The sequence below is a fragment of the Couchioplanes caeruleus genome (assembly GCF_023499255.1).
GTDB classification, from domain to species: Bacteria; Actinomycetota; Actinomycetes; order Mycobacteriales; family Micromonosporaceae; genus Actinoplanes; species Actinoplanes caeruleus_A.
Genome location: NZ_CP092183.1, coordinates 917,464 through 935,382 on the forward strand (window position 1 = coordinate 917,464; position 17,919 = coordinate 935,382).

Below are 17,919 nucleotides of genomic sequence, written 5' to 3' on the forward strand. Positions count from 1 at the left end.
ATGCGACGGCTCACCGCCGCGCTCGTCGCGGCACTCGTCCTGCTCACCCCCGCCGCCGCGCAGGCCGGCGGGCCGGTGGGCCCAGCGCACAACCCGGTGTCCGCGAGCTTCGCGGACACGTTCGCCGACCCGATGGTCGTCCGTGGCGACGACGGATTCTGGTACGCGTACGCCACCACGGATCCGCTGCGCGAGGGCGAGAAGGTCGCGCACCGGATCCCCACCGCGCGCTCGAAGGACCTCAAGCACTGGGCGTACGTGGGTGACGCGTTCGGGCCCGGGCAGCGTCCCGCCTTCGCCGCGGAGAACACCGCGTACTGGGCGCCGGACGTCCGCAAGGTCGGCACGCACTGGGTCATGTACGTGACCGTCACCGAGACCACGGTCGCGCCCGGCGCCTCGGCGATCGGTGCGGCCACCGCGCCCACCCCGGCCGGGCCGTGGACCTTCGTGGACACGCCGGTCGTCGCGCCCCGGCCCAGCGGCGACGGCGGCTGGTGGTGGACGTTCGACCCGGCGCAACTCGTCACCCCGGACGGCCGCAAGTTCCTGTACTACGGCAGCTACTTCGGCGGCATCTGGGTGAGCCGGCTGACCGCGGACGGGCTGCGGACCGTCGGCACGCCCACGCGGGTGGCGATCGACAACAAGTTCGAGGGCGCGTACGTGGTCCGGCGCAACGGCTGGTACTACCTGTTCGCCTCGTCGGCCAACTGCTGCGCCGGGCCCACCACCGGCTACTCGGTGTCGGCGGGACGCTCGCGGGACCCGCGCGGCCCCTTCGTGGACAAGCTCGGGCAGTCGCTGAACGTGTCCCGGGCCGGCGGGACCCCGGTCATCGCGCCGAACGGCAACCGCTGGGTCGGCACCGGCCACAACGGGCTCGTCACGGACGCGCGGGGACAGGACTGGCTGGTCTACCACGCGATCGACCGCGGGGACCCGTACCTGGACGAGCCGTTCGGGATCAACGAGCGGCCCATGCTCGTCGACCGGCTCGACTGGATCGGTGGCTGGCCGACCGTCCGGGCCGGGGCGTGGGCCTCCGACGGTCGCGACTCCGGCACGGCCCGCGAGCCGCGGCCGGGCCGGCCGCTGGCCGCCTACTCCGACGAGTTCGGCGGGTCGGCGCCCGGCTGGACCTGGGTGCGGCCGGACCCTGCGGTGACGATCTCCGGTGGGCAGCTGCGCTGGCCGGTGCAGAACGCCGACCTGACCGGCACGTCCAACAACGCCGGGGTGCTGCTGCGCACCCCGCCGCCGGGCAGCTGGATCGCCGAGACGAAGCTGACACTCCCGCTGGGTGAGGACACCGTGCGCAACTATCAGCAGGCGGGGCTGATCGCGTACGCCGGGGACGACCAGTTCGCCCGGCTCTCGGCGGTGGCCATCTGGAACACCCGGCAGGTCGAGTTCGGCCACGAGATCCCGTACGCGGGCATCACCTCGTACGGCGGGACCATCGCGGGCACCCCCGGCCTGACCACCACCTGGCTGCGCCTGGCCCACCACGTCGACCCGCGCAACGGCGAGCACGAGTACCGGGCCGGGGTCAGCCGGGACGGGCGTACGTGGACGTGGAGCGGGGTCTGGACGCTGCCCGCGGACACCACCCCGCGCATCGGGCTCGTCGCCCACGGCGGCGCGACGCCCGCGGTCACCGCGTCGTTCGACTACCTCCGGTTCAGCCGGTGGTGAGAATCGGCGCAGTGCTGGTGTCCGTGGCCCTCCTGGCCGCGTGCAGCGGTCAGGAGGACCCCCCGAGAGCGGAGCCCGTCGTGAAGACCTTCACCAACCCCGTCTTCATGGAGAACTTCCCCGACCCGGGGGCGATCCTGGCGGACGGTACCTGGTACGCGTACGGCACCAACAACACCACCGCGAACGTGCCCATCCTGACCTCGCCGGACCTGGTCACGTGGACGCCGGCCGGCGACGCGCTGCCCGAGGTCGGCAAGTGGGCCGAGCGCGGCAACACGTGGGCGCCCGAGGTCATCGCCGGGGACGGCGGCTACCTGCTCTACTACACCGCCCGGTCCACGGCGGCCGGGCGGCAGTGCATCGGGGTCGCGTTCTCGAAGACCCCGCAGGGCCCGTTCGTCGACGACCGCGCCGAGCCGCTGATCTGCCAGGTCGACGAGGGCGGTTCGATCGACGCCAGCCCGTACAGGGACGCCGGCGGCGACCTCTACCTCTACTGGAAGAACGACGGCAACGCGATCGGGCAGCCCACGTACCTCTACGGCAGCGGCCTCGCCGCGGACGGACGCTCGCTCACCGGCAAGACGGTCAAGCTGCTCGTCAACGACGCGGCGTGGGAGGACCACGTCATCGAGGCGCCGCAGATGGTCGCCCACGACGGCCGGCTCTACCTGTTCTACTCGGCGAACGCCTTCGACCGGGACGTGTACGCGATGGGCTACGCCGAGTGCGACGGCCCCCTCGGCCCGTGCCGCAAGGCCGCCGAGAACCCGATCCTCAAGTCCTCGCCCGCGGCGGCGGGACCGGGTCACAGCTTCCTGGTCACCACCCCGGCCGGCGAGACGTGGCTGCTCTACCACGCGTGGCCGCCCGAGGCGATCGGCAGCGTCGCGCCCGGCCGGCAGCTGTGGCTCGACCGGGTGGACTGGGCCGGCGGCCGGCCCGCGGTGCAGGGGCCGACCGCTGACCCGCAGCCCGTGCCGCGTTAGCGCTCGTCGTCGCGGGTGGTCGCGTCCTCGATCGCGTGGCTGACCGCGCCCGTGATGTCGCCCGCCGGCACCGCGATGGCCTCGCCGTCGACGTCGTCGGCCCGCTCGGACCGGGGCTCGGGCTCGGGCGCGGTGGCGCCGCCGGAGAAGCCGTACTCGTTCGGCCGGTGCTCTTCCGATGCGTCTGTCATGCCCTGCGCTTACCCGGCGGGACGGGCGGATATGCGCCGTCAGAGGCGGCGGGCGCCCGGGCCGGGCACGGCCGACCAGGTGGTCGGCGCGGTGAACCCGCGGACCGCGTACGCCCGTTCGACGGCGACCGCGGTGGCGTCGGCCCGGTCCTCGTCGATGAGCGCCAGCACGCAGCCGCCGAAGCCGCCGCCGGTCATCCGGGCCCCGTACGCGCCCGCGGCCAGCGCCGCCTCGACCGCCACGTCCACCTCGGCGACGGTGATCTCGAAGTCGTCGCGCATCGAGGCGTGCGAGGCGGTCATCAGCGGGCCGATCTCGCGGATGCGGCCCGAGCGGAGCAGGTCCACGGTGTCGAGCACCCGCTGGTTCTCGGTGACGATGTGGCGCACCCGGCGGCGCATCACCTCGTCGTCGAGCTTCGCGAGCGCCGCGTCGAGCCCGTCGACCGCCACGTCGCGCAGGGCCGGTACGCCGAGGATCCGGGCTGCCTCCTCGCACGACCTGCGGCGGGCGCCGTACTCGCCGTCGACGTGCTGATGCGGCGCGTTGCTGTTGATGATGAGGATGGCCAGCCCCTCGGCCGCCAGGTCGAACGGGATCTGCTCGACCTCCAGCGAGCGGCAGTCCAGGAACAGCGCCCGGCCCTCCTCGCAACGGATCGAGGCCGACTGGTCCATGATCCCGGTCGGCGCGCCGACGTAGACGTTCTCGGCGCGCTGCGCGAGCGCAGGCCGCTTCGCCACGGGCAGGTCCAGGCTGCCCAGGTCGGCCAGGGCGGTGAGGACCGCCGACTCCAGCGCGGCCGAGGAGGAGACGCCGGCGCCGACGGGCACGTCCGAGGCGAGCGCGATGCGGGCCGGCGGCACGTCGAAGCCCGCCTCCTGCAGCGCCCAGACGACGCCCGCGACGTACGCCGCCCAGTCCTTGACCTCGCCCGGCTCCGACGACGCGAACGTCACCGGCTCCGGGGCGAAGTCGGAGCAGACCGTCCAGCCGGAGCCGTCCTGCACTGCCGCGGCCGCCACCACCTGCTGCGGCAGCGCGAACGGCAGCACGAAGCCGTCGTTGTAGTCGGTGTGCTCGCCGATCAGGTTGACCCGGCCGGGCGCCGCCCACAGACCGGTGGGCTCGCTGCCGAAGGTGGACTCGAAGGCCGCTGCGGCCGAGGACGCGACAGTCATGACGATGATCAGATCACGCGACGTGGGTGCGGTAGAACTCCCAGGCGTCGCCGATCATCTCCGTCAGCGTCGGCTTCTCCGGCACCCAGCCCAGCTCGTCGCGGGCGCGCTGGGACGAGGCGACCAGCGTGGCAGGGTCGCCCTCGCGCCGCGGTGCGACCTCGACGGGCAGCTCGGCGCCGGTGACCTCGCGGGCGGCCTCGACCACCTGGCGGTTGGAGAACCCGTTGCCGTTGCCCAGGTTGTAGATCTTGTGCCGGCCGCCGGTGGCGCCGTCGATCGCGAGCAGGTGGGCCCGGGCGAGGTCGTGCACGTGGATGTAGTCGCGCACACAGGTGCCGTCGGCCGTGGGGTAGTCGTCGCCGAACAGCTGCAGCTTCTCCCGCTTGCCCGCGGCCACCTGCAGCGTGATCGGGATGATGTGGGTCTCCGGGTCGTGCCGCTCGCCGGCGGCCCCGTCCTCGCGGATGAGGGCACCGGCCACGTTGAAGTAGCGCAGCGACACCGCGGCCAGCCCGTGCGCGAACGCCTCGGAGGTCAGCGCGTAGTCGAAGCTCAGCTTGGTGGCGCCGTACGTGTTGGTCGGGGCCTTGGTGGCTTCCTCCGTGATCGGCAGCTCGGTGGGGTTGCCGTAGACGGCGGCCGTCGAGGAGAAGACGAACCGCGGCACCCCGGCCGCGCGGACGGCCTCCAGCAGCGCGAGCGACCGGCGGACGTTGTGGTCCCAGTAGAGCTCCGGCCGGACCATGGACTCGCCGGCCTGGATGAGGCCCGCGAAGTGCAGCACCGCGTCGAAGCCCGCGTCCGGGGTGAGCACCGATGCGGCGTCCGCGATGTCCGCCTCCACGAAGGTCGCGCCCGGGGCGACCGCGTCGCGGAAGCCATTGCTGAGGTTGTCCAGGACGACGACCTCGTGACCGGCGTCGAGCAGCAGGCGGCTGGTGACGCTGCCGATGTATCCCGCGCCCCCGGTGACCAGAAGTTTCACCACACGACCTTTCGTAGCGGACGAACCACCGTCCAGCGTTCCCCAAGAACGCTCATAAGTCAACATGATCGAACATCGTCCGGGGGCCGGGAGGGGCGTTTGACGGTCCCGGCGGAACTGACACAATGGCGCTCATGTCCGACGCCGACCGCCGTCCCCGGGTGCTCTCCGGCATCCAGCCGACCGCCGACTCCTTCCACCTGGGAAACTATCTCGGCGCGGTCCGCAACTGGGTGGCCATGCAGGAGACGGCGGATGCGTTCTACTGCGTCGTCGACCTGCACGCGATCACCGCCGGGCACGACCCGGTGGCCCTGCGGAACCGGACCCGGCTGTCGGTGGCCCAGCTGCTCGCCCTCGGGCTCGACCCGGAGCGCTGCACGCTCTTCGTGCAGTCGCACGTGCCCGAGCACGCCCAGCTCGCGTGGGTGCTGAGCTGCATCACCGGCTTCGGCGAGGCCGGGCGCATGGTGCAGTTCAAGGACAAGTCGGCGAAGCAGGGCTCCGACACCACCAGCGTCGGCCTTTTCACGTACCCGATCCTGCAGGCCGCGGACATCCTGCTCTACCAGGCCGACGCCGTGCCGGTCGGCGAGGACCAGCGCCAGCACCTCGAGCTCACCCGCGACCTCGCGCAGCGCTTCAACACCCGCTTCGGGCCGACGTTCACCGTGCCGTCGCCGTACATCGTTCGCGACACCGCGAAGATCACCGACCTGCAGGACCCGACGTCGAAGATGAGCAAGTCGGCGTCCTCGCCCAACGGCATCATCGAGCTGCTCGAGGAGCCGTCCCGGTCGGCGAAGAAGATCAAGTCGGCGGTCACCGACACCGGCCGGGAGATCCTCTACGACGAGGAGAACAAGCCCGGCATCAGCAACCTGCTGACCATCTACGCGGCGCTCACCGGGCGGACCATAGACGAGCTGCTCGAGCAGTACGACGGCCGTGGCTACGGCGACCTCAAGAAGGACCTCGCCGAGATCGTCGTGGAGTTCGTCAAGCCGATCCAGGAGCGCACCCGCACGTACCTCGAAGACCCGGGCTACCTCGACAAGGTGCTGGCGATCGGCGCGGACAAGGCGCGGGCCGTCTCCGCGGTCACGCTGGCCCAGGCGTACCAGAACATCGGGTTCCTGAGCCCGTTCCGCGGAGCCTGACACCGGTGGCGCAGACGGACGCGGCCACGACCCGGATCGGGGTCGCGATCGACATCCCGCCGCCGTGGGGCGCCCAGCTCACCCGGCGCCGGCACGAGGCGGGCGACCCGCAGGCGGCGTACACGCCGGCGCACGTCACGCTGCTCGGCCCGACCGAGGTGGCCAGCGCGGAGCTGCCCGGCATCGAGCGGCAGCTGGAGAAGATCGCCGCGGCGCAGCAGCCGTTCACCATCCACCTGCGCGGCACCGGCACGTTCCGGCCGGTCACCGAGGTCGTGTTCGTGACGCTCGCGGTCGGCATCAGCGAGTGCGAGCTGCTCGCCGCCGCCATCGCCGCCGCCGACGGGGTGCACCGCGACGCCCGGTTCCCGTACCACCCGCACGTGACCGTCGCCCAGGACGTGCCGAGCGCCGCCCTCGACGCGGTCTTCGACGACCTGGCCGACTTCGACGCCCGCTTCGACGTGCCGGCGTTCACGCTGTTCTCGCACGACCTCTCCGCCGGCGGCGAGGGCCCCTGGCAGCGCCGCCGCGACTACAAGCTCGGTGGTTAGCGCTACTTCCCGGTTCCATTGGGTACGGTCTCCCGCGTGAACGCCATCGACCGGGCGTACGCGGCGGTCGAGGCACGGATCATGGCCCTGCGGCACCGCTCCCGGTACTTCGACCACCTGTGCCGGGCGGCGCTGCGGTACGACGAGGTGCTGGGCGGACGCCTCGCCGCGGCCATCGCCTACTACGGGTTCTTCGCCGTCTTCGCGCTGGCGCTGATCGGCTACTCGATCTTCGGCGTGCTCATCGACAACAACGTCCGCCTCTTCGAGATCGTGCAGGACTTCCTCGACGAGAACCTGCCGTTCCTGGACGTCGAGGCGATCCTGGCCAGCGGCCGTACGGTCGGCATCGTCGGCCTGGTCGGCCTGGTCTTCACCGGCATCGGCTGGGTCGAGGCGATCCGCTCCTCGCAACGGCTGATCTGGCGGCTCAACGAGCAGCCCGGCTACATCGGCATCCGGCAGGCCGTCGACCTGCTCGTCCTGCTCGGCATCCTCCTGCTGCTGAGCATCTCGGTCGGGGCCGTGTACGGCCTGGAGTCCCTGCTCGACTGGATCTCCGACGGCAGGGCCAACCTGCTGCTGTCGATCATCAGCACCGTGCTGACGATCGGGATCAACATGCTGCTGGCGGCCGCGCTGCTCGCCGCGGTGCCCCGGCTGCGGATGACCGCCCGGCGGATGGCCCCGCCCGTGCTGCAGGTCGGCGTCGGCATCTACCTGCTCAACACCGTGGGCAAGTCGTTCGTCGGGCTGATCCAGCGCAACCCGGCGTACGGCCTGGTCGCCAGCGCCGTCGGGCTGCTGGTCTACCTCTATGTCTTCAACCAGATCCTGCTGTTCGGGGCGGCGTGGGCGGCGACCAGCCCGCACGGACGCGTCGTCGACCTGTCGGCTGACGATAAAACTGCCCCGGTGGGGCAAAATACCTGGATTCGGCACCACCGCCCGGAATGATGAGCGCGTGGGCACACTCGTGACGCTGCACCTGCCGCCGGACTCGCCGGTGGCGAACCTGCCGTGGATCATCACCATCGGTGCGCTCGGCGACGACGAGGAGTGGGAACCGCTGGTCTGCGGGCCGTACGAGCGCCCGCACGCCCTCGCCCTGGCCCAGGCCGTGGTCGCCGACGAGGATCTCATGGCCGTGGTGGAGCCGCTGCTCCCGCTGGCCGACGCCGAGGCGATCCGCGACGAGGTGGCGCTGGCCAAGTCCGGCGCGCCGCACGACGCCAGCACCGACGACCTCGAGGCGCAGACCTTCGACCGGGACCAGCCGCGCCGGACGACCCCCGGCCGCCCGCCCACCGAGGCCGAGGTCCGCGCCGGGTTCGCCCGCATCGCCGCGAAGCTGACCTCAGCGGGTTAGCAGCGCCCGTACGCCGCTGAGGAACGTCTCCTTGTCCGGCGAGCCGACGAGCTGGCGCTGGGTCGCATAGGCCGGGATGAAGCCGAAGAGAGTGGCCGCCACCGCCTCGGGATCCGCGTCCGCGGCCAGCTCGCCGCGCGCGGCCGCCCGCTTCGCAATGACCCGGAACGGCTGGCGCAGCTCGAGGTAGCGCTCGCGGACGATGGCCGCGATGGCGGGATCCAGCGTCGCCTCGCTCCACACCTGGATCGCCAGGGGGAAGTTGCCGCCCGGGGCGACCTGCTCGTCGATGACGTCCAGGACCCGGGAGAGCGAGTCGACGAGGCTCAGGTCCTCCTCGGCGGCGATCTCCGTCAGGACCGCCGCCAGGCCGCCGGCCACGGTCTGCGAGATCGCGTTGATGATCTCGTTCTTCGACTTGAAGTAGCGGTAGACCGCGCCCACCGAGAGGCCGGCCTCCTGGATGAGGTCCTGCATGGACGTGTTGTGCAGGCCGCGGCGCAAGAAGCAGGCGCGAGCCGCCGCGAGGATCTGCTCGCGGCGGGCGGTGAGGTGCTCTTCGGAGACGCGTGGCACGCGGCACAGTCTAAAACGAACGCTCGTTCTTGACGAACCGGCGCAACGGGCGCACGCTGTCAACTAAAGAGAACGAGCATTCGTTTTAGGGAGACTCATGTCCAGGCCCTCGCACCCGGCAGCGCTCGCCGTGGCCCTCGCCGTCGTGGTCGTCGCGTTGCAAGCCCTGCTGGTGCCGCTCTTCGCCGGCCCCGCCGCCAACCTCGCGCCCCGCGACCTGCCCATTGCCGTTGCCGGTCCGGTGCCCGCGGCCGACCAGCTCGCCGCCCGGCTGGCCGGGTCCCACCCGGGTGCCTTCGACGTCCGCGTCGTCGCCGACCCCGACGCCGCGATCCGCGACCGTGAGGTCTACGGCGCGATCGTGCTCGGCGCCGACGGGCCGGCCCTGCACGTCGCGTCCGCCGCGAGCCCGACCGTGGCCACGCTGCTCACCCAGGCGACCGCCGGGCTCGGCCAGGGCCGCCCGGTGCCCGTGGTCGACGTCGTGCCCACCCACTCCGGCGACCCGAGGGGTGCCGGATTCGGCGCCGGGTTCCTGCCCTTGGCCATCACCGCCCTGGTCGCCGGCGTGCTGACGTTCCTGCTGGTGAAGCGGCCGGGTGCGCGCCTGGCCGGGCTCGGCACGTTCGCCGTGCTCGCCGGCCTCGGCGGCGCTTCCGTCCAGCAGTACTGGCTCGATGTCGTTCCCGGCGGCTACCTCGCCGTCGCCGCGGTGCTGGCACTGTTCGCGCTCGCCGTGTCCGCCGCGGTGGCCGGGCTCGGTGCGGTGGCCGGTAAGGCCGGTGTGGCCCTCGGTGCGGCGACGATGTTCCTCGTCGGCAACGCGCTGTCGGGCGTCGCCTCGGCGCCCGAGCTGCTGCCGCAACCGTGGGGGGCCGTCGGGCAGTTCCTGCCGGTCGGTGCGGGTGCGACGCTGCTGCGCTCGGTCGCGTACTTCGACGGCCACGGCAGCGCGGCGGCTCTCTGGGTGCTGGCCGCGTACGCGATCGGGGGCCTCGTCCTGGTGGCGGCCGGTCGGCGCGGCACGCAGCGGGCCACGGCTGAGGTCGCGGAGGCCGAGGCGCGGCCCGAGCCGGCGCTGGCCGGCTGAGCGGGGCGCGCATACTTTGCCGGTGGTGCTCTCCCGGCGGTGGTCCGCCTTCCTGGTGACGGTCGGTGTCTGGACCTGGCTCATCTGGCCCCGGTTCGGTCTGGCGATCTACAAGGACGACCGGTCCTTCGCCGACGGCCGGCCGACGTCCTTCCTGACGGTCCACGCGGCGCTGATCGCCGCCTCGCTCGCCATCGGGACGGTGGTCGGGGTGCTCGGCGTCCGCGGGTGGCGAGCCGCGTCCCGCCAGACATCGATCGCCGAAGATTCCGTGGTCGCGGGGGCCGATCAGCCGAAAAATTGACGGTCGGCTTCCCGATATCCGGGCAATTACCTCGCTTCGGCACCTGAGGCGTCGTTCAGTCGCGGCCGCGATTGCGGCCAGGTAACGGTGCGCCAACAGTCCGGCGGATTTCCTGCCGTCGCCGTGGCCTGCGGCTACGCTCCCGACCTGAGACGCGCCGCGAAGTGCGGGTGCGCTGTGGAAGGAGGGCGTGTTGCGCCCAGTACGTGGGACCCGAATCGTTGCGATTCTCGCGGCGGGTGGGCTGACGCTCGCCGCCGCGGCCTGTGGCGACGCCCCTGCTGAGACCCCGAGCGGCTCGGGCGCCAGCGGCGCCGCCGCCGCGACATACAAGGCGTGCATGGTCACCGACACCGGCGGCATCGACGACCGGTCGTTCAACGCCTCGGCGTGGGCCGGCATGCAGGCCGCCAAGGAGGCCCAGAGCAACGTCGAGCCGAAGTACGTGGCGTCGACGGCCGAGGCCGACTACGAGCCCAACCTGCGCCAGTTCGTGACGCAGAAGTGCAACTTCATCCTCGCGGTCGGCGGCCTCATGGGCGACGCCACCAAGAAGGTCGCGGCGGAGAACAAGAGCCAGCAGTTCGGCATCGTCGACAGCAGCGTCCAGGACGCGACCAACGTGTTCCCGATGCAGTTCGCCACCGACGAGGCCGCGTTCCTGGCCGGCTACCTCGCCGCGGGCTACTCCAAGTCCGGCAAGGTCGCCACGTACGGCGGCCTGAAGATCCCGCCGGTCACCGTCTTCATGGACGGCTTCGCCGACGGCGTGAAGTACTACAACGAACAGAAGAAGAAGAACGTGCAGGTGCTCGGCTGGGACAAGGCCAAGCAGAACGGCACCTTCGCGGAGAACTTCGGCGACCAGAACAAGGGCAAGTCGATCACCAACACGTTCGTCGCCCAGGGCGCCGACGTGATCATGCCGGTGGCCGGCGGCACGGGCCTGGGCACCGCGGACGTCGCCAAGGCGTCCAACGGCAAGGTCTCCGTCATCTGGGTCGACCAGGACGGCTGCAAGAGCGCCGAGCAGTACTGCGACGTCTTCCTGACCACGGTCGTCAAGAACATCAACGACGCCGTGAAGCAGGCCGTGTCCGACGGCGCGGCGGGCAAGCCCCTCGCGGCCACCCCGGGCTACCTGGGCAAGCTCGAGAACGACGGCGTCTCGCTCGCGCCGTACAACAAGTTCGACAGCAAGGTCGACTCGGGCCTCAAGTCCGAGGTCGACCAGCTCAAGCAGGACATCATCGCGGGCAAGGTCAAGGTCGAGTCGCCGAACGCGCCGAAGTGACCCGTAGCTGATCGATGATCCGGCCGCCGCGCGGCCGCGGGGAGGACCCGTGGCCTGCGCGGCGGCTCTGCTCGGGCTGTTATAACGTCCCTCGCGTCGCCACCATTCGTCCCTCGTCTGCAGGAGATTCCGCTGAGACTCGAGCTGCGCGGCATCACCAAGCGCTTCGGCGACCTGGTGGCCAACGACCACATCGACCTCACCGTCGAACCCGGTGAGGTCCACGCCCTGCTCGGTGAGAACGGCGCGGGCAAGTCCACCCTGATGAACCAGCTCTACGGCCTGCTGCAGCCGGACGAGGGCGAGATCGTGGTCGACGGCGCGGCGCGGACCTTCCGCAGCCCCCGCGACGCCATCGCCGCCGGCATCGGCATGGTCCACCAGCACTTCATGCTGGTGCCCGTCTTCACCGTCGCGGAGAACATCGCGCTGGGCGCGGAGAAGACCCGCGCCGGCTTCCTCGACCGCCGCCGCGCCCGCCGCGAGGTGCTCGAGGTCTCCGAACGGTACGGCCTGCCCGTCGACCCCGACGCCCTGGTCGAGAACCTGCCGGTCGGCGCGCAGCAGCGCGTGGAGATCGTCAAGGCCCTCACCCGCGACGTCGACCTGCTGATCCTCGACGAGCCGACCGCGGTGCTCACCCCGCAGGAGACCGAGGAGCTCCTCGAGGTCATGCGCGGGCTGTCCGACGCGGGCAAGTCGATCGTCTTCATCACCCACAAGCTCAAAGAGGTCAAGGCCATCGCCGACCGGATCACCGTGATCCGGCGCGGGCGTACGGTCGGGACCGTCAGCCCCCGGACCTCCGAGGAGGAGCTGGCGTCGACCATGGTCGGCCGCGCGGTCAGCCTCGACATCGACAAGGCTCCCGCCGAGCCGGGCCGCGAGGTCCTGAAGATCAGCGGGCTCGTCGTGGAGGACGAGCGCGGCGTACGCGCCGTCGACGGCGTCGACCTGGTCGTACGTGCGGGCGAGGTGCTCGGCGTCGCCGGGGTCCAGGGCAACGGGCAGACCGAGCTCGTCGAGGCCCTGATGGGCCTGCGGGAGCCGAGCGCCGGGTCGATCATGGTCGACAACGAGGACCTGATCGGCATGAGCACCAAGCACATCCTGCGCTCCGGCATCGGGTACGTGCCCGAGGACCGCAGCCACGACGGCCTGGTCAAGGAGTTCTCCGTCGCCGAGAACCTGGTGCTCGACCAGTACGACCGGCCGCCGTACGGCAACGCCTTCCGGCTCGACCCGGGTGCGGTCGCGACGGCGGCCCGCGAGCGCGTCGAGCAGTTCGACATCCGTACGTCCTCGGCCGAGGCGGCGGTCAGCACGCTCTCCGGCGGCAACCAGCAGAAGGTCGTGGTGGCCCGTGAGCTGTCCCGGCCGCTGCGCCTGTTCATCGCCGCCCAGCCCACCCGCGGCGTCGACGTGGGCTCGATCGAGTTCATCCACGGCCGCATCGTCCACGAGCGCGACGTCGGCACGGCGGTCCTCGTGATCTCCAGCGAGCTCGACGAGGTGGTGGGGCTGGCGGACCGGATCGCGGTGATGTACCGCGGCCGGATCCTGGCCATCGTCTCGCCGGACACGCCCCGCGAGGAGCTGGGCCTGCTGATGGCGGGCATCACCGACGGCGGCACGCCTGCCACGCCCGCCACCGCGCCGGTTGCGCCGGTGGGGGAGCCGGACTCCGCCGGGCCGGGAGGGGCCGTGGCCGCCGGGGGCGACGACGACAAGCCGGCGGCCGGCGACGGGGCCGCAGAGAAGGGGACGAAGTGACCACCGACGGACCGGTCGGCGCGCCCAAGATCGCCGACGAGACGGCCGCGGACGGCGCCACGGACGCCGCCGCGCCGGGCCCGGTGGGCGCGAAGCCGGCTCAGCCCGAGCCGGGCGACGGCGACACCCTGCTGAACCGCTTCCTGCAGAACCTGTGGGCGGCCAACACCGTCACGGTGACCCTGCTCTCGGTCGTGCTGGCGCTGGTCATCGGCGCGATCTTCATCATCGTGTCGGACCCCGACGTGCTCCATACCTTCGGCTACCTGACCGCCCGGCCCAGCGACGCGTTCAACGCCAGCTGGACGGTGGTCAGCGACGCGTACGCGGACCTGTTCAAGGGCGCGATCGTCGACCCCGCCACGATCACCGCGTGGGCGAACGGCACCGGGACGTGGCGGCAGGTCTTCTTCCCGATCTCCGAGACCCTCACGTACGCCGCCCCGCTGGTCTTCACCGGCCTCTCCGTGGCGCTGGCGTTCCGCGGCGGCCTGTTCAACATCGGCGGCCAGGGCCAGGCGGTCGTCGGCACGATCACCGCGGCGATGGCGGGCTTCTTCCTGCCGCTGCCGCCGGTGATCCACCTGATCGCGGCGCTGGCCGCCGGCCTGCTCGGCGGCGCGCTCTGGGGCTTCGTGCCCGGCATCCTCAAGGCCCGGACCGGCGCCCACGAGGTGATCGTGACGATCATGCTGAACTACACGGCCAACCTGTTCCTCGGCTGGCTGATCCTGCAGAAGGGCATCCAGCAGCCCGGCCGCAGCGACGCGATCAGCAAGACGGTGGACGGCTCCGCGCAGCTGTCCTCGTTCGGCGGGGAGCTGCGGGCGAACCTCGGCATCGTGCTGGCCGTGCTGGCCACCGCCGTGGTCGCCTGGCTGCTGAACCGCTCCGCGTTCGGCTTCGAGCTGCGCGCGGTCGGCGCCAACCCGCCCGCCGCCCGGACCGCCGGCATCAGCGTCGCCAAGACGTACACGCTGCTCATGGTGACCGCCGGTGGGCTGGCCGGGCTCGGCGGCGCCACCCAGGTGCTGGGCACCGCGCACGCGCTGACCCCGCAGGTCGCCGGCAACATCGGCTTCGACGGCCTGCTGGTCGCGCTGCTCGGCCGCAACCGGCCGTGGGGGACGCTGCTCGCCGCGATCCTGTTCGGCGCGCTGCGCGCCGGCGGCAACCGGATGCAGTCGTTCTCCGGCATCTCCCTGGAGCTCGTCACCGTGCTCCAGGCTCTGATCGTCATCTTCATCGCCGCACCGGCTCTCGTGAAGGCGATCTTCCACCTGCGCGCCGCCCGCTCAGCGCGGCTCGGCGCCTCGATGGCGAAGGGCTGGTGACGGCGGTGTCGACCGCGACAGCGGAGGACCTGACCGCGGCGGCAGCGCCGGCGCGGTTCTGGGACCGGCAGCGGCGCCTCGGCGTCGGCGTGGCCGCGATCGGCCTGGTGGCGACCGTTCTCTTCGGCGCCCTGGCGCCCTCGCAGACCGCCCGGTTCACGCTCAGCGAGGACGCCGCCGGCGCGGCGCTCTCGATCAACGGGCAGGTCGGGGCGATCGCCTTCGGCGTCATCGCCCTCGGCGCGGGCGCGGTGTTGCTCGCCGGCCTGGCCCGCCGCTACCAGACGAGCGTGCTGAGCCTGGGCATCCTCGCCTTCGTCCTGTCCTTCCTGTGCTGGCAGGTCGCCGGCAAGTTCCTGCCGCTGGTCGACACCGTCAGCGGCACGCTGGAGCTGGCCGTACCCCTGATCCTGGGTGCCCTGGCGGGCGTCCTGGGGGAGCGGTCCGGCGTGGTCAACGTGGCGATCGAGGGGCAGTTCCTGATGGGCGCCTTCGGCGCCGCCCTGGTCGGCACGATGGCGACCAGCGTCTGGGCCGGCGTGCTCAGCGCCGCGGTCGGCGGCGCGCTCATCGCCGCGATCCTCGCCGTGCTCGCGATCCGCTACCTCGTCGACCAGGTCGTGGTCGGCATCGTGCTGAACCTGCTGGCGCTGGGCGTGACCGGCTTCCTGTACGAGCGCCTGATGCAGCCCGACGCGCAGTCCTACAATCAGCCGCCGAAGATGCCCGAGTGGCACATCCCCGGGCTCGCGGACATCCCCGTGATCGGCCCGGTGCTGTTCGACACCAACGCGCTGGTCTGGCTCGCGCTCATCCTGGTCTTCGCGATCCACTTCGGGCTCACCCGCACCCGCTGGGGCCTGCGTACCCGCGCGGTCGGCGAGCACCCCACCGCGGCGGACACGGTCGGCATCCGGGTACGCGGGCTGCGCTACCTCAACGTGCTGCTCGGCGGCGTGATCGCGGGAGCGGGCGGGGCGTACTTCACGCTGGTGGCCACGGGCAGCTTCAACAAGAACATGACCTCGGGCGCCGGCTTCATCGCGCTGGCCGCGCTGATCTTCGGCCGCTGGACGCCGTTCGGGGCGCTGGGCGCGGCGCTGTTCTTCGGCTTCGCGCAGAAGCTCGCCACGTACCTGAGCGCCGTCGGCAGCCCGGTGCCCAGCCAGTTCCTCAACATGCTGCCGTACCTGGCGACGATCGTGGCGGTGGCCGGGCTCGTCGGCCGGGTACGTGCGCCCGCGGCCGACGGCCAGCCGTACATCAAGAGCTGACGGGGAGAAACAGCACCATGGAGATCGACTGGGGGTCGCTGCGCGCCGCGGCCATCGAGGCCATGCGGCATGCGTACGCGCCGTACTCCGACTTCCCGGTCGGGGTGGCCGGGCTCGTGGACGACGGCCGGGTGGTCGTCGGCTGCAACGTCGAGAACGCCTCGTACGGCGTGGGCCTGTGCGCCGAGTGCGGCCTGGTCTCCTCGCTGCACGCCACCGGCGGCGGCCGGCTCGTCGCGGTCTCGTGCGTCGACGCCAACGGCCTGCCGCTGATGCCGTGCGGGCGCTGCCGCCAGCTGCTGTACGAGCACGGCGGCCCGGAATGCCTGGTGGAGGCCCTGCCCCGGCCGCTGAAGATGGCGGAACTGCTGCCGCACGCGTTCGGCCCCGACGACCTGGACAAGGTCACCGGCCCGGCCGCCGTGCCCGACGTACCGCCGCAGCTGGCCCGCTGGCGTGGCCGCGGCACCGTCTTCGTGCACCCGGACCTCTCCGGCGGCGAGCAGGTCTGGACGGGTTACTGGGAGCGTTCCGGCGGAAGTCCGCAGGAGAGCGACGTCGAGAAGGGCATCCTCGAGGAGGGGCCCATCTTCCCGAGCGCCGCCGCGGCGGTCACATGGGGCCTGACGCGGACGTCACGCGTGGTCGTGGTCGACGCCGCGGGCGCGCTGGCGTGGGCCGGCGAAGGCGAGCCCCCGGAAGGCATCGGCACCAGGTGGGAGGCGGTATGACCGACTGCACCGAAGCAGACGAAGCTGGCGCCGGTCGATGGCCGCGACGGCGAGGGCCAGGAGGGCATGCCCAAGGAGGCACAGCATGAGCGGGTTCGCGGTGGTCGACGTCATCCGGGCCAAGCGGGACGGGCACGCGCTGTCCGACGCGCAGATCGACTGGGTCGTCGACGCGTACACGAAGGGTGTCGTCGCGGACGAGCAGATGTCCGCCCTGGCCATGGCGATCCTGTTGCGCGGCATGACGCCCGGCGAGATCGCCCGCTGGACCGCCGCGATGATCGCCAGCGGCGAGCGGCTCGACCTGTCCGCGGTGTCACGCCCGACGGTCGACAAGCACTCCACCGGCGGCGTCGGCGACAAGATCACGCTGCCGCTGACCCCGCTCGTGGCCGCCTGCGGCGCCGCCGTGCCGCAGCTGTCCGGCCGCGGCCTCGGGCACACCGGCGGCACCCTCGACAAGCTCGAGTCGGTGCCGGGGTGGCGGGCCACGCTGAGCAACGACGAGTTCGTCCGGCAGCTGCGTGACGTGGGCGCGGTCATCTGCGCGGCCGGTGAGGGCCTGGCCCCGGCCGACCGCAAGCTGTACGCCCTGCGCGACGTGACCGGCACCGTCGAGGCCATCCCGCTGATCGCCAGCTCGATCATGAGCAAGAAGATCGCGGAGGGCACGGGCGCGCTGGTGCTGGACGTCAAGGTCGGCACGGGCGCGTTCATGAAGGACGAGGACACCGCCCGCGAACTGGCCCGCACGATGGTGGAGCTCGGCAAGGCGCACGGCGTCCGTACGGTTGCGCTGCTCACCGACATGAACGTCCCGCTGGGCCGGACCGTGGGCAACGCCGTCGAGGTCGAGGAGTCGCTCGAGGTGCTGGCCGGCGGCGGACCGGCCGACGTGGTCGAGCTGACCCTCGCGCTGGCCCGCGAGATGCTCGAGGCCGCCGGCATCGACGCCGACCCGGCGAAGGCGCTGGCGTCCGGCGCCGCGATGGACTCGTGGAAGGCCATGATCCGCGCGCAGGGCGGCGATCCCGACGCGGCGCTGCCGGTCGCCCGGGAGACCGAGGTGCTGCGGGCCGAGCGGGACGGCGTGGTCGCCTCGATCGACGCGCTGGGCGTCGGCCTGGCGGCCTGGCGGCTCGGCGCCGGGCGCGCGCGCAAGGAGGACCCGGTCAGCTTCGGCGCCGGCGTGGTGCTCAAGGTGCGGCCGGGTGACGCCGTACGCGCGGGTGACGTGCTGCTCGAGCTGCGTACGGACGATCCGGAGCGGATCCCCGCCGCCCGGGCCGACGCGGCCGGCGCCGTCCGGGTCGGGCCGGACGCGCCCGCCCCTGGGCGCCCTTCCGACCGCCCCACCGCCACCCACGAACGGACTGAAGGCCCTCTGTTGATCGATCGCATAGCCTGAG

At 72.1% G+C, this 17,919-nt stretch carries 18 protein-coding genes; 14 read left to right on the top strand and 4 right to left on the bottom strand.

Features of this window, described 5'->3' with window-relative positions:
- Together COUCH_RS04325 and COUCH_RS04330 are read left to right on the top strand one after the other, a co-directional pair.
- Complete coding sequence (locus COUCH_RS04325) at positions 1 to 1,698, top strand: family 43 glycosylhydrolase (protein ID WP_249610800.1); 1,698 nt, start codon at positions 1 to 3, stop codon at positions 1,696 to 1,698.
- A gap of 80 nt (positions 1,699 to 1,778) precedes the next feature.
- On the top strand, positions 1,779 to 2,690 hold the full coding sequence (locus tag COUCH_RS04330; RefSeq protein WP_249610801.1) for a glycoside hydrolase family 43 protein: 912 nt from the start codon (positions 1,779 to 1,781) through the stop codon (positions 2,688 to 2,690).
- Here the strand turns inward: COUCH_RS04330 and COUCH_RS04335 are convergent.
- Genes COUCH_RS04335 through galE form a run of 3 tightly spaced genes read right to left on the bottom strand, consistent with a single transcriptional unit; the run spans position 2,687 to position 5,051 of the window.
- A complete protein-coding gene (locus COUCH_RS04335) occupies positions 2,687 to 2,881 on the bottom strand; it encodes a hypothetical protein (RefSeq protein ID WP_249610802.1) in 195 nt (64 codons plus the stop codon). The two genes, COUCH_RS04330 and COUCH_RS04335, sit on opposite strands and share 4 nt — an antisense overlap.
- Positions 2,882 to 2,920: 39 nt before the next feature.
- Complete coding sequence (galK, locus tag COUCH_RS04340) at positions 2,921 to 4,063, bottom strand: galactokinase (protein WP_249610803.1); 1,143 nt, start codon at positions 4,061 to 4,063, stop codon at positions 2,921 to 2,923.
- Positions 4,064 to 4,076: 13 nt separating this feature from the next.
- Positions 4,077 to 5,051, bottom strand: coding sequence for a UDP-glucose 4-epimerase GalE (galE, locus tag COUCH_RS04345; protein WP_249610804.1), 975 nt, complete (start codon positions 5,049 to 5,051; stop codon positions 4,077 to 4,079).
- 134 nt (positions 5,052 to 5,185) lie between these two features.
- Between galE and trpS the strand changes: the two genes are divergently transcribed.
- From trpS to COUCH_RS04365, 4 genes are read left to right on the top strand one after another with little or no spacing between them, the layout of a single operon-like run.
- Positions 5,186 to 6,211: a tryptophan--tRNA ligase gene (trpS, locus tag COUCH_RS04350; protein WP_249610805.1), complete on the top strand. Its 1,026-nt coding sequence runs from the start codon at positions 5,186 to 5,188 to the stop codon at positions 6,209 to 6,211.
- Between the two features lie 5 nt (positions 6,212 to 6,216).
- Positions 6,217 to 6,765, top strand: a complete 549-nt coding sequence (locus COUCH_RS04355) for a 2'-5' RNA ligase family protein (protein WP_249610806.1) — start codon at positions 6,217 to 6,219, stop codon at positions 6,763 to 6,765.
- Positions 6,766 to 6,801: 36 nt separating this feature from the next.
- Positions 6,802 to 7,722, top strand: coding sequence for a YihY/virulence factor BrkB family protein (locus tag COUCH_RS04360; RefSeq protein ID WP_249610807.1), 921 nt, complete (start codon positions 6,802 to 6,804; stop codon positions 7,720 to 7,722).
- 7 nt (positions 7,723 to 7,729) lie between these two features.
- Positions 7,730 to 8,134 carry a hypothetical protein gene (locus tag COUCH_RS04365; protein ID WP_249610808.1) on the top strand — a complete coding sequence of 135 codons (405 nt, stop codon included), beginning with the start codon at positions 7,730 to 7,732 and terminating at the stop codon, positions 8,132 to 8,134.
- Here COUCH_RS04365 and COUCH_RS04370 read toward each other — a convergent pair.
- Positions 8,123 to 8,710, bottom strand: coding sequence for a TetR/AcrR family transcriptional regulator (locus COUCH_RS04370; protein WP_249610809.1), 588 nt, complete (start codon positions 8,708 to 8,710; stop codon positions 8,123 to 8,125). The two genes, COUCH_RS04365 and COUCH_RS04370, sit on opposite strands and share 12 nt — an antisense overlap.
- Before the next feature lie 97 nt (positions 8,711 to 8,807).
- Here COUCH_RS04370 and COUCH_RS04375 point away from each other — a divergent pair, with 97 nt between their 5' ends.
- From COUCH_RS04375 to COUCH_RS04410, 8 genes are all read left to right on the top strand, one after another.
- Positions 8,808 to 9,800: a hypothetical protein gene (locus tag COUCH_RS04375; protein WP_249610810.1), complete on the top strand. Its 993-nt coding sequence runs from the start codon at positions 8,808 to 8,810 to the stop codon at positions 9,798 to 9,800.
- Positions 9,801 to 9,822: 22 nt separating this feature from the next.
- Entirely contained in the window at positions 9,823 to 10,104 is a 282-nt protein-coding gene (locus COUCH_RS04380; RefSeq protein WP_249610811.1) for an SCO4848 family membrane protein, read from the top strand.
- 193 nt (positions 10,105 to 10,297) lie between these two features.
- The gene (locus tag COUCH_RS04385; protein ID WP_249610812.1) at positions 10,298 to 11,398 is read left to right on the top strand and encodes a BMP family lipoprotein; all 1,101 of its coding nucleotides are present in this window, start codon (positions 10,298 to 10,300) and stop codon (positions 11,396 to 11,398) included.
- Positions 11,399 to 11,575: 177 nt separating this feature from the next.
- The gene (locus tag COUCH_RS04390) at positions 11,576 to 13,171 is read left to right on the top strand and encodes an ABC transporter ATP-binding protein (protein WP_346015967.1); all 1,596 of its coding nucleotides are present in this window, start codon (positions 11,576 to 11,578) and stop codon (positions 13,169 to 13,171) included.
- Positions 13,168 to 14,505 carry an ABC transporter permease gene (locus COUCH_RS04395; RefSeq protein ID WP_430640882.1) on the top strand — a complete coding sequence of 446 codons (1,338 nt, stop codon included), beginning with the start codon at positions 13,168 to 13,170 and terminating at the stop codon, positions 14,503 to 14,505. The genes COUCH_RS04390 and COUCH_RS04395 overlap by 4 nt, the downstream gene beginning before the upstream one ends.
- 5 nt (positions 14,506 to 14,510) lie before the next feature.
- On the top strand, positions 14,511 to 15,779 hold the full coding sequence (locus COUCH_RS04400; RefSeq protein WP_249610813.1) for an ABC transporter permease: 1,269 nt from the start codon (positions 14,511 to 14,513) through the stop codon (positions 15,777 to 15,779).
- A gap of 17 nt (positions 15,780 to 15,796) precedes the next feature.
- The gene (locus COUCH_RS04405) at positions 15,797 to 16,510 is read left to right on the top strand and encodes a cytidine deaminase (RefSeq protein ID WP_249610814.1); all 714 of its coding nucleotides are present in this window, start codon (positions 15,797 to 15,799) and stop codon (positions 16,508 to 16,510) included.
- A gap of 85 nt (positions 16,511 to 16,595) precedes the next feature.
- Positions 16,596 to 17,918 (top strand): thymidine phosphorylase, encoded by a 1,323-nt coding sequence (locus COUCH_RS04410; protein ID WP_249610815.1) that lies wholly within the window; start codon positions 16,596 to 16,598, stop codon positions 17,916 to 17,918.
- Position 17,919: the final 1 nt, after the last annotated feature.

What these genes read in the sequence shown, in the direction of transcription:
- COUCH_RS04405 (WP_249610814.1), top strand. Translation starts at nt 15,797, where the DNA reads ATGGAGATCGACTGGGGGTCGCTGCGCGCCGCGGCCATCGAGGCCATG.
- trpS (WP_249610805.1), top strand. Translation starts at nt 5,186, where the DNA reads ATGTCCGACGCCGACCGCCGTCCCCGGGTGCTCTCCGGCATCCAGCCG.
- galK (WP_249610803.1), bottom strand. Translation starts at nt 4,063, where the DNA reads ATGACTGTCGCGTCCTCGGCCGCAGCGGCCTTCGAGTCCACCTTCGGC.
- COUCH_RS04335 (WP_249610802.1), bottom strand. Translation starts at nt 2,881, where the DNA reads ATGACAGACGCATCGGAAGAGCACCGGCCGAACGAGTACGGCTTCTCC.
- COUCH_RS04375 (WP_249610810.1), top strand. Translation starts at nt 8,808, where the DNA reads ATGTCCAGGCCCTCGCACCCGGCAGCGCTCGCCGTGGCCCTCGCCGTC.
- COUCH_RS04410 (WP_249610815.1), top strand. Translation starts at nt 16,596, where the DNA reads ATGAGCGGGTTCGCGGTGGTCGACGTCATCCGGGCCAAGCGGGACGGG.
- COUCH_RS04325 (WP_249610800.1), top strand. Translation starts at nt 1, where the DNA reads ATGCGACGGCTCACCGCCGCGCTCGTCGCGGCACTCGTCCTGCTCACC.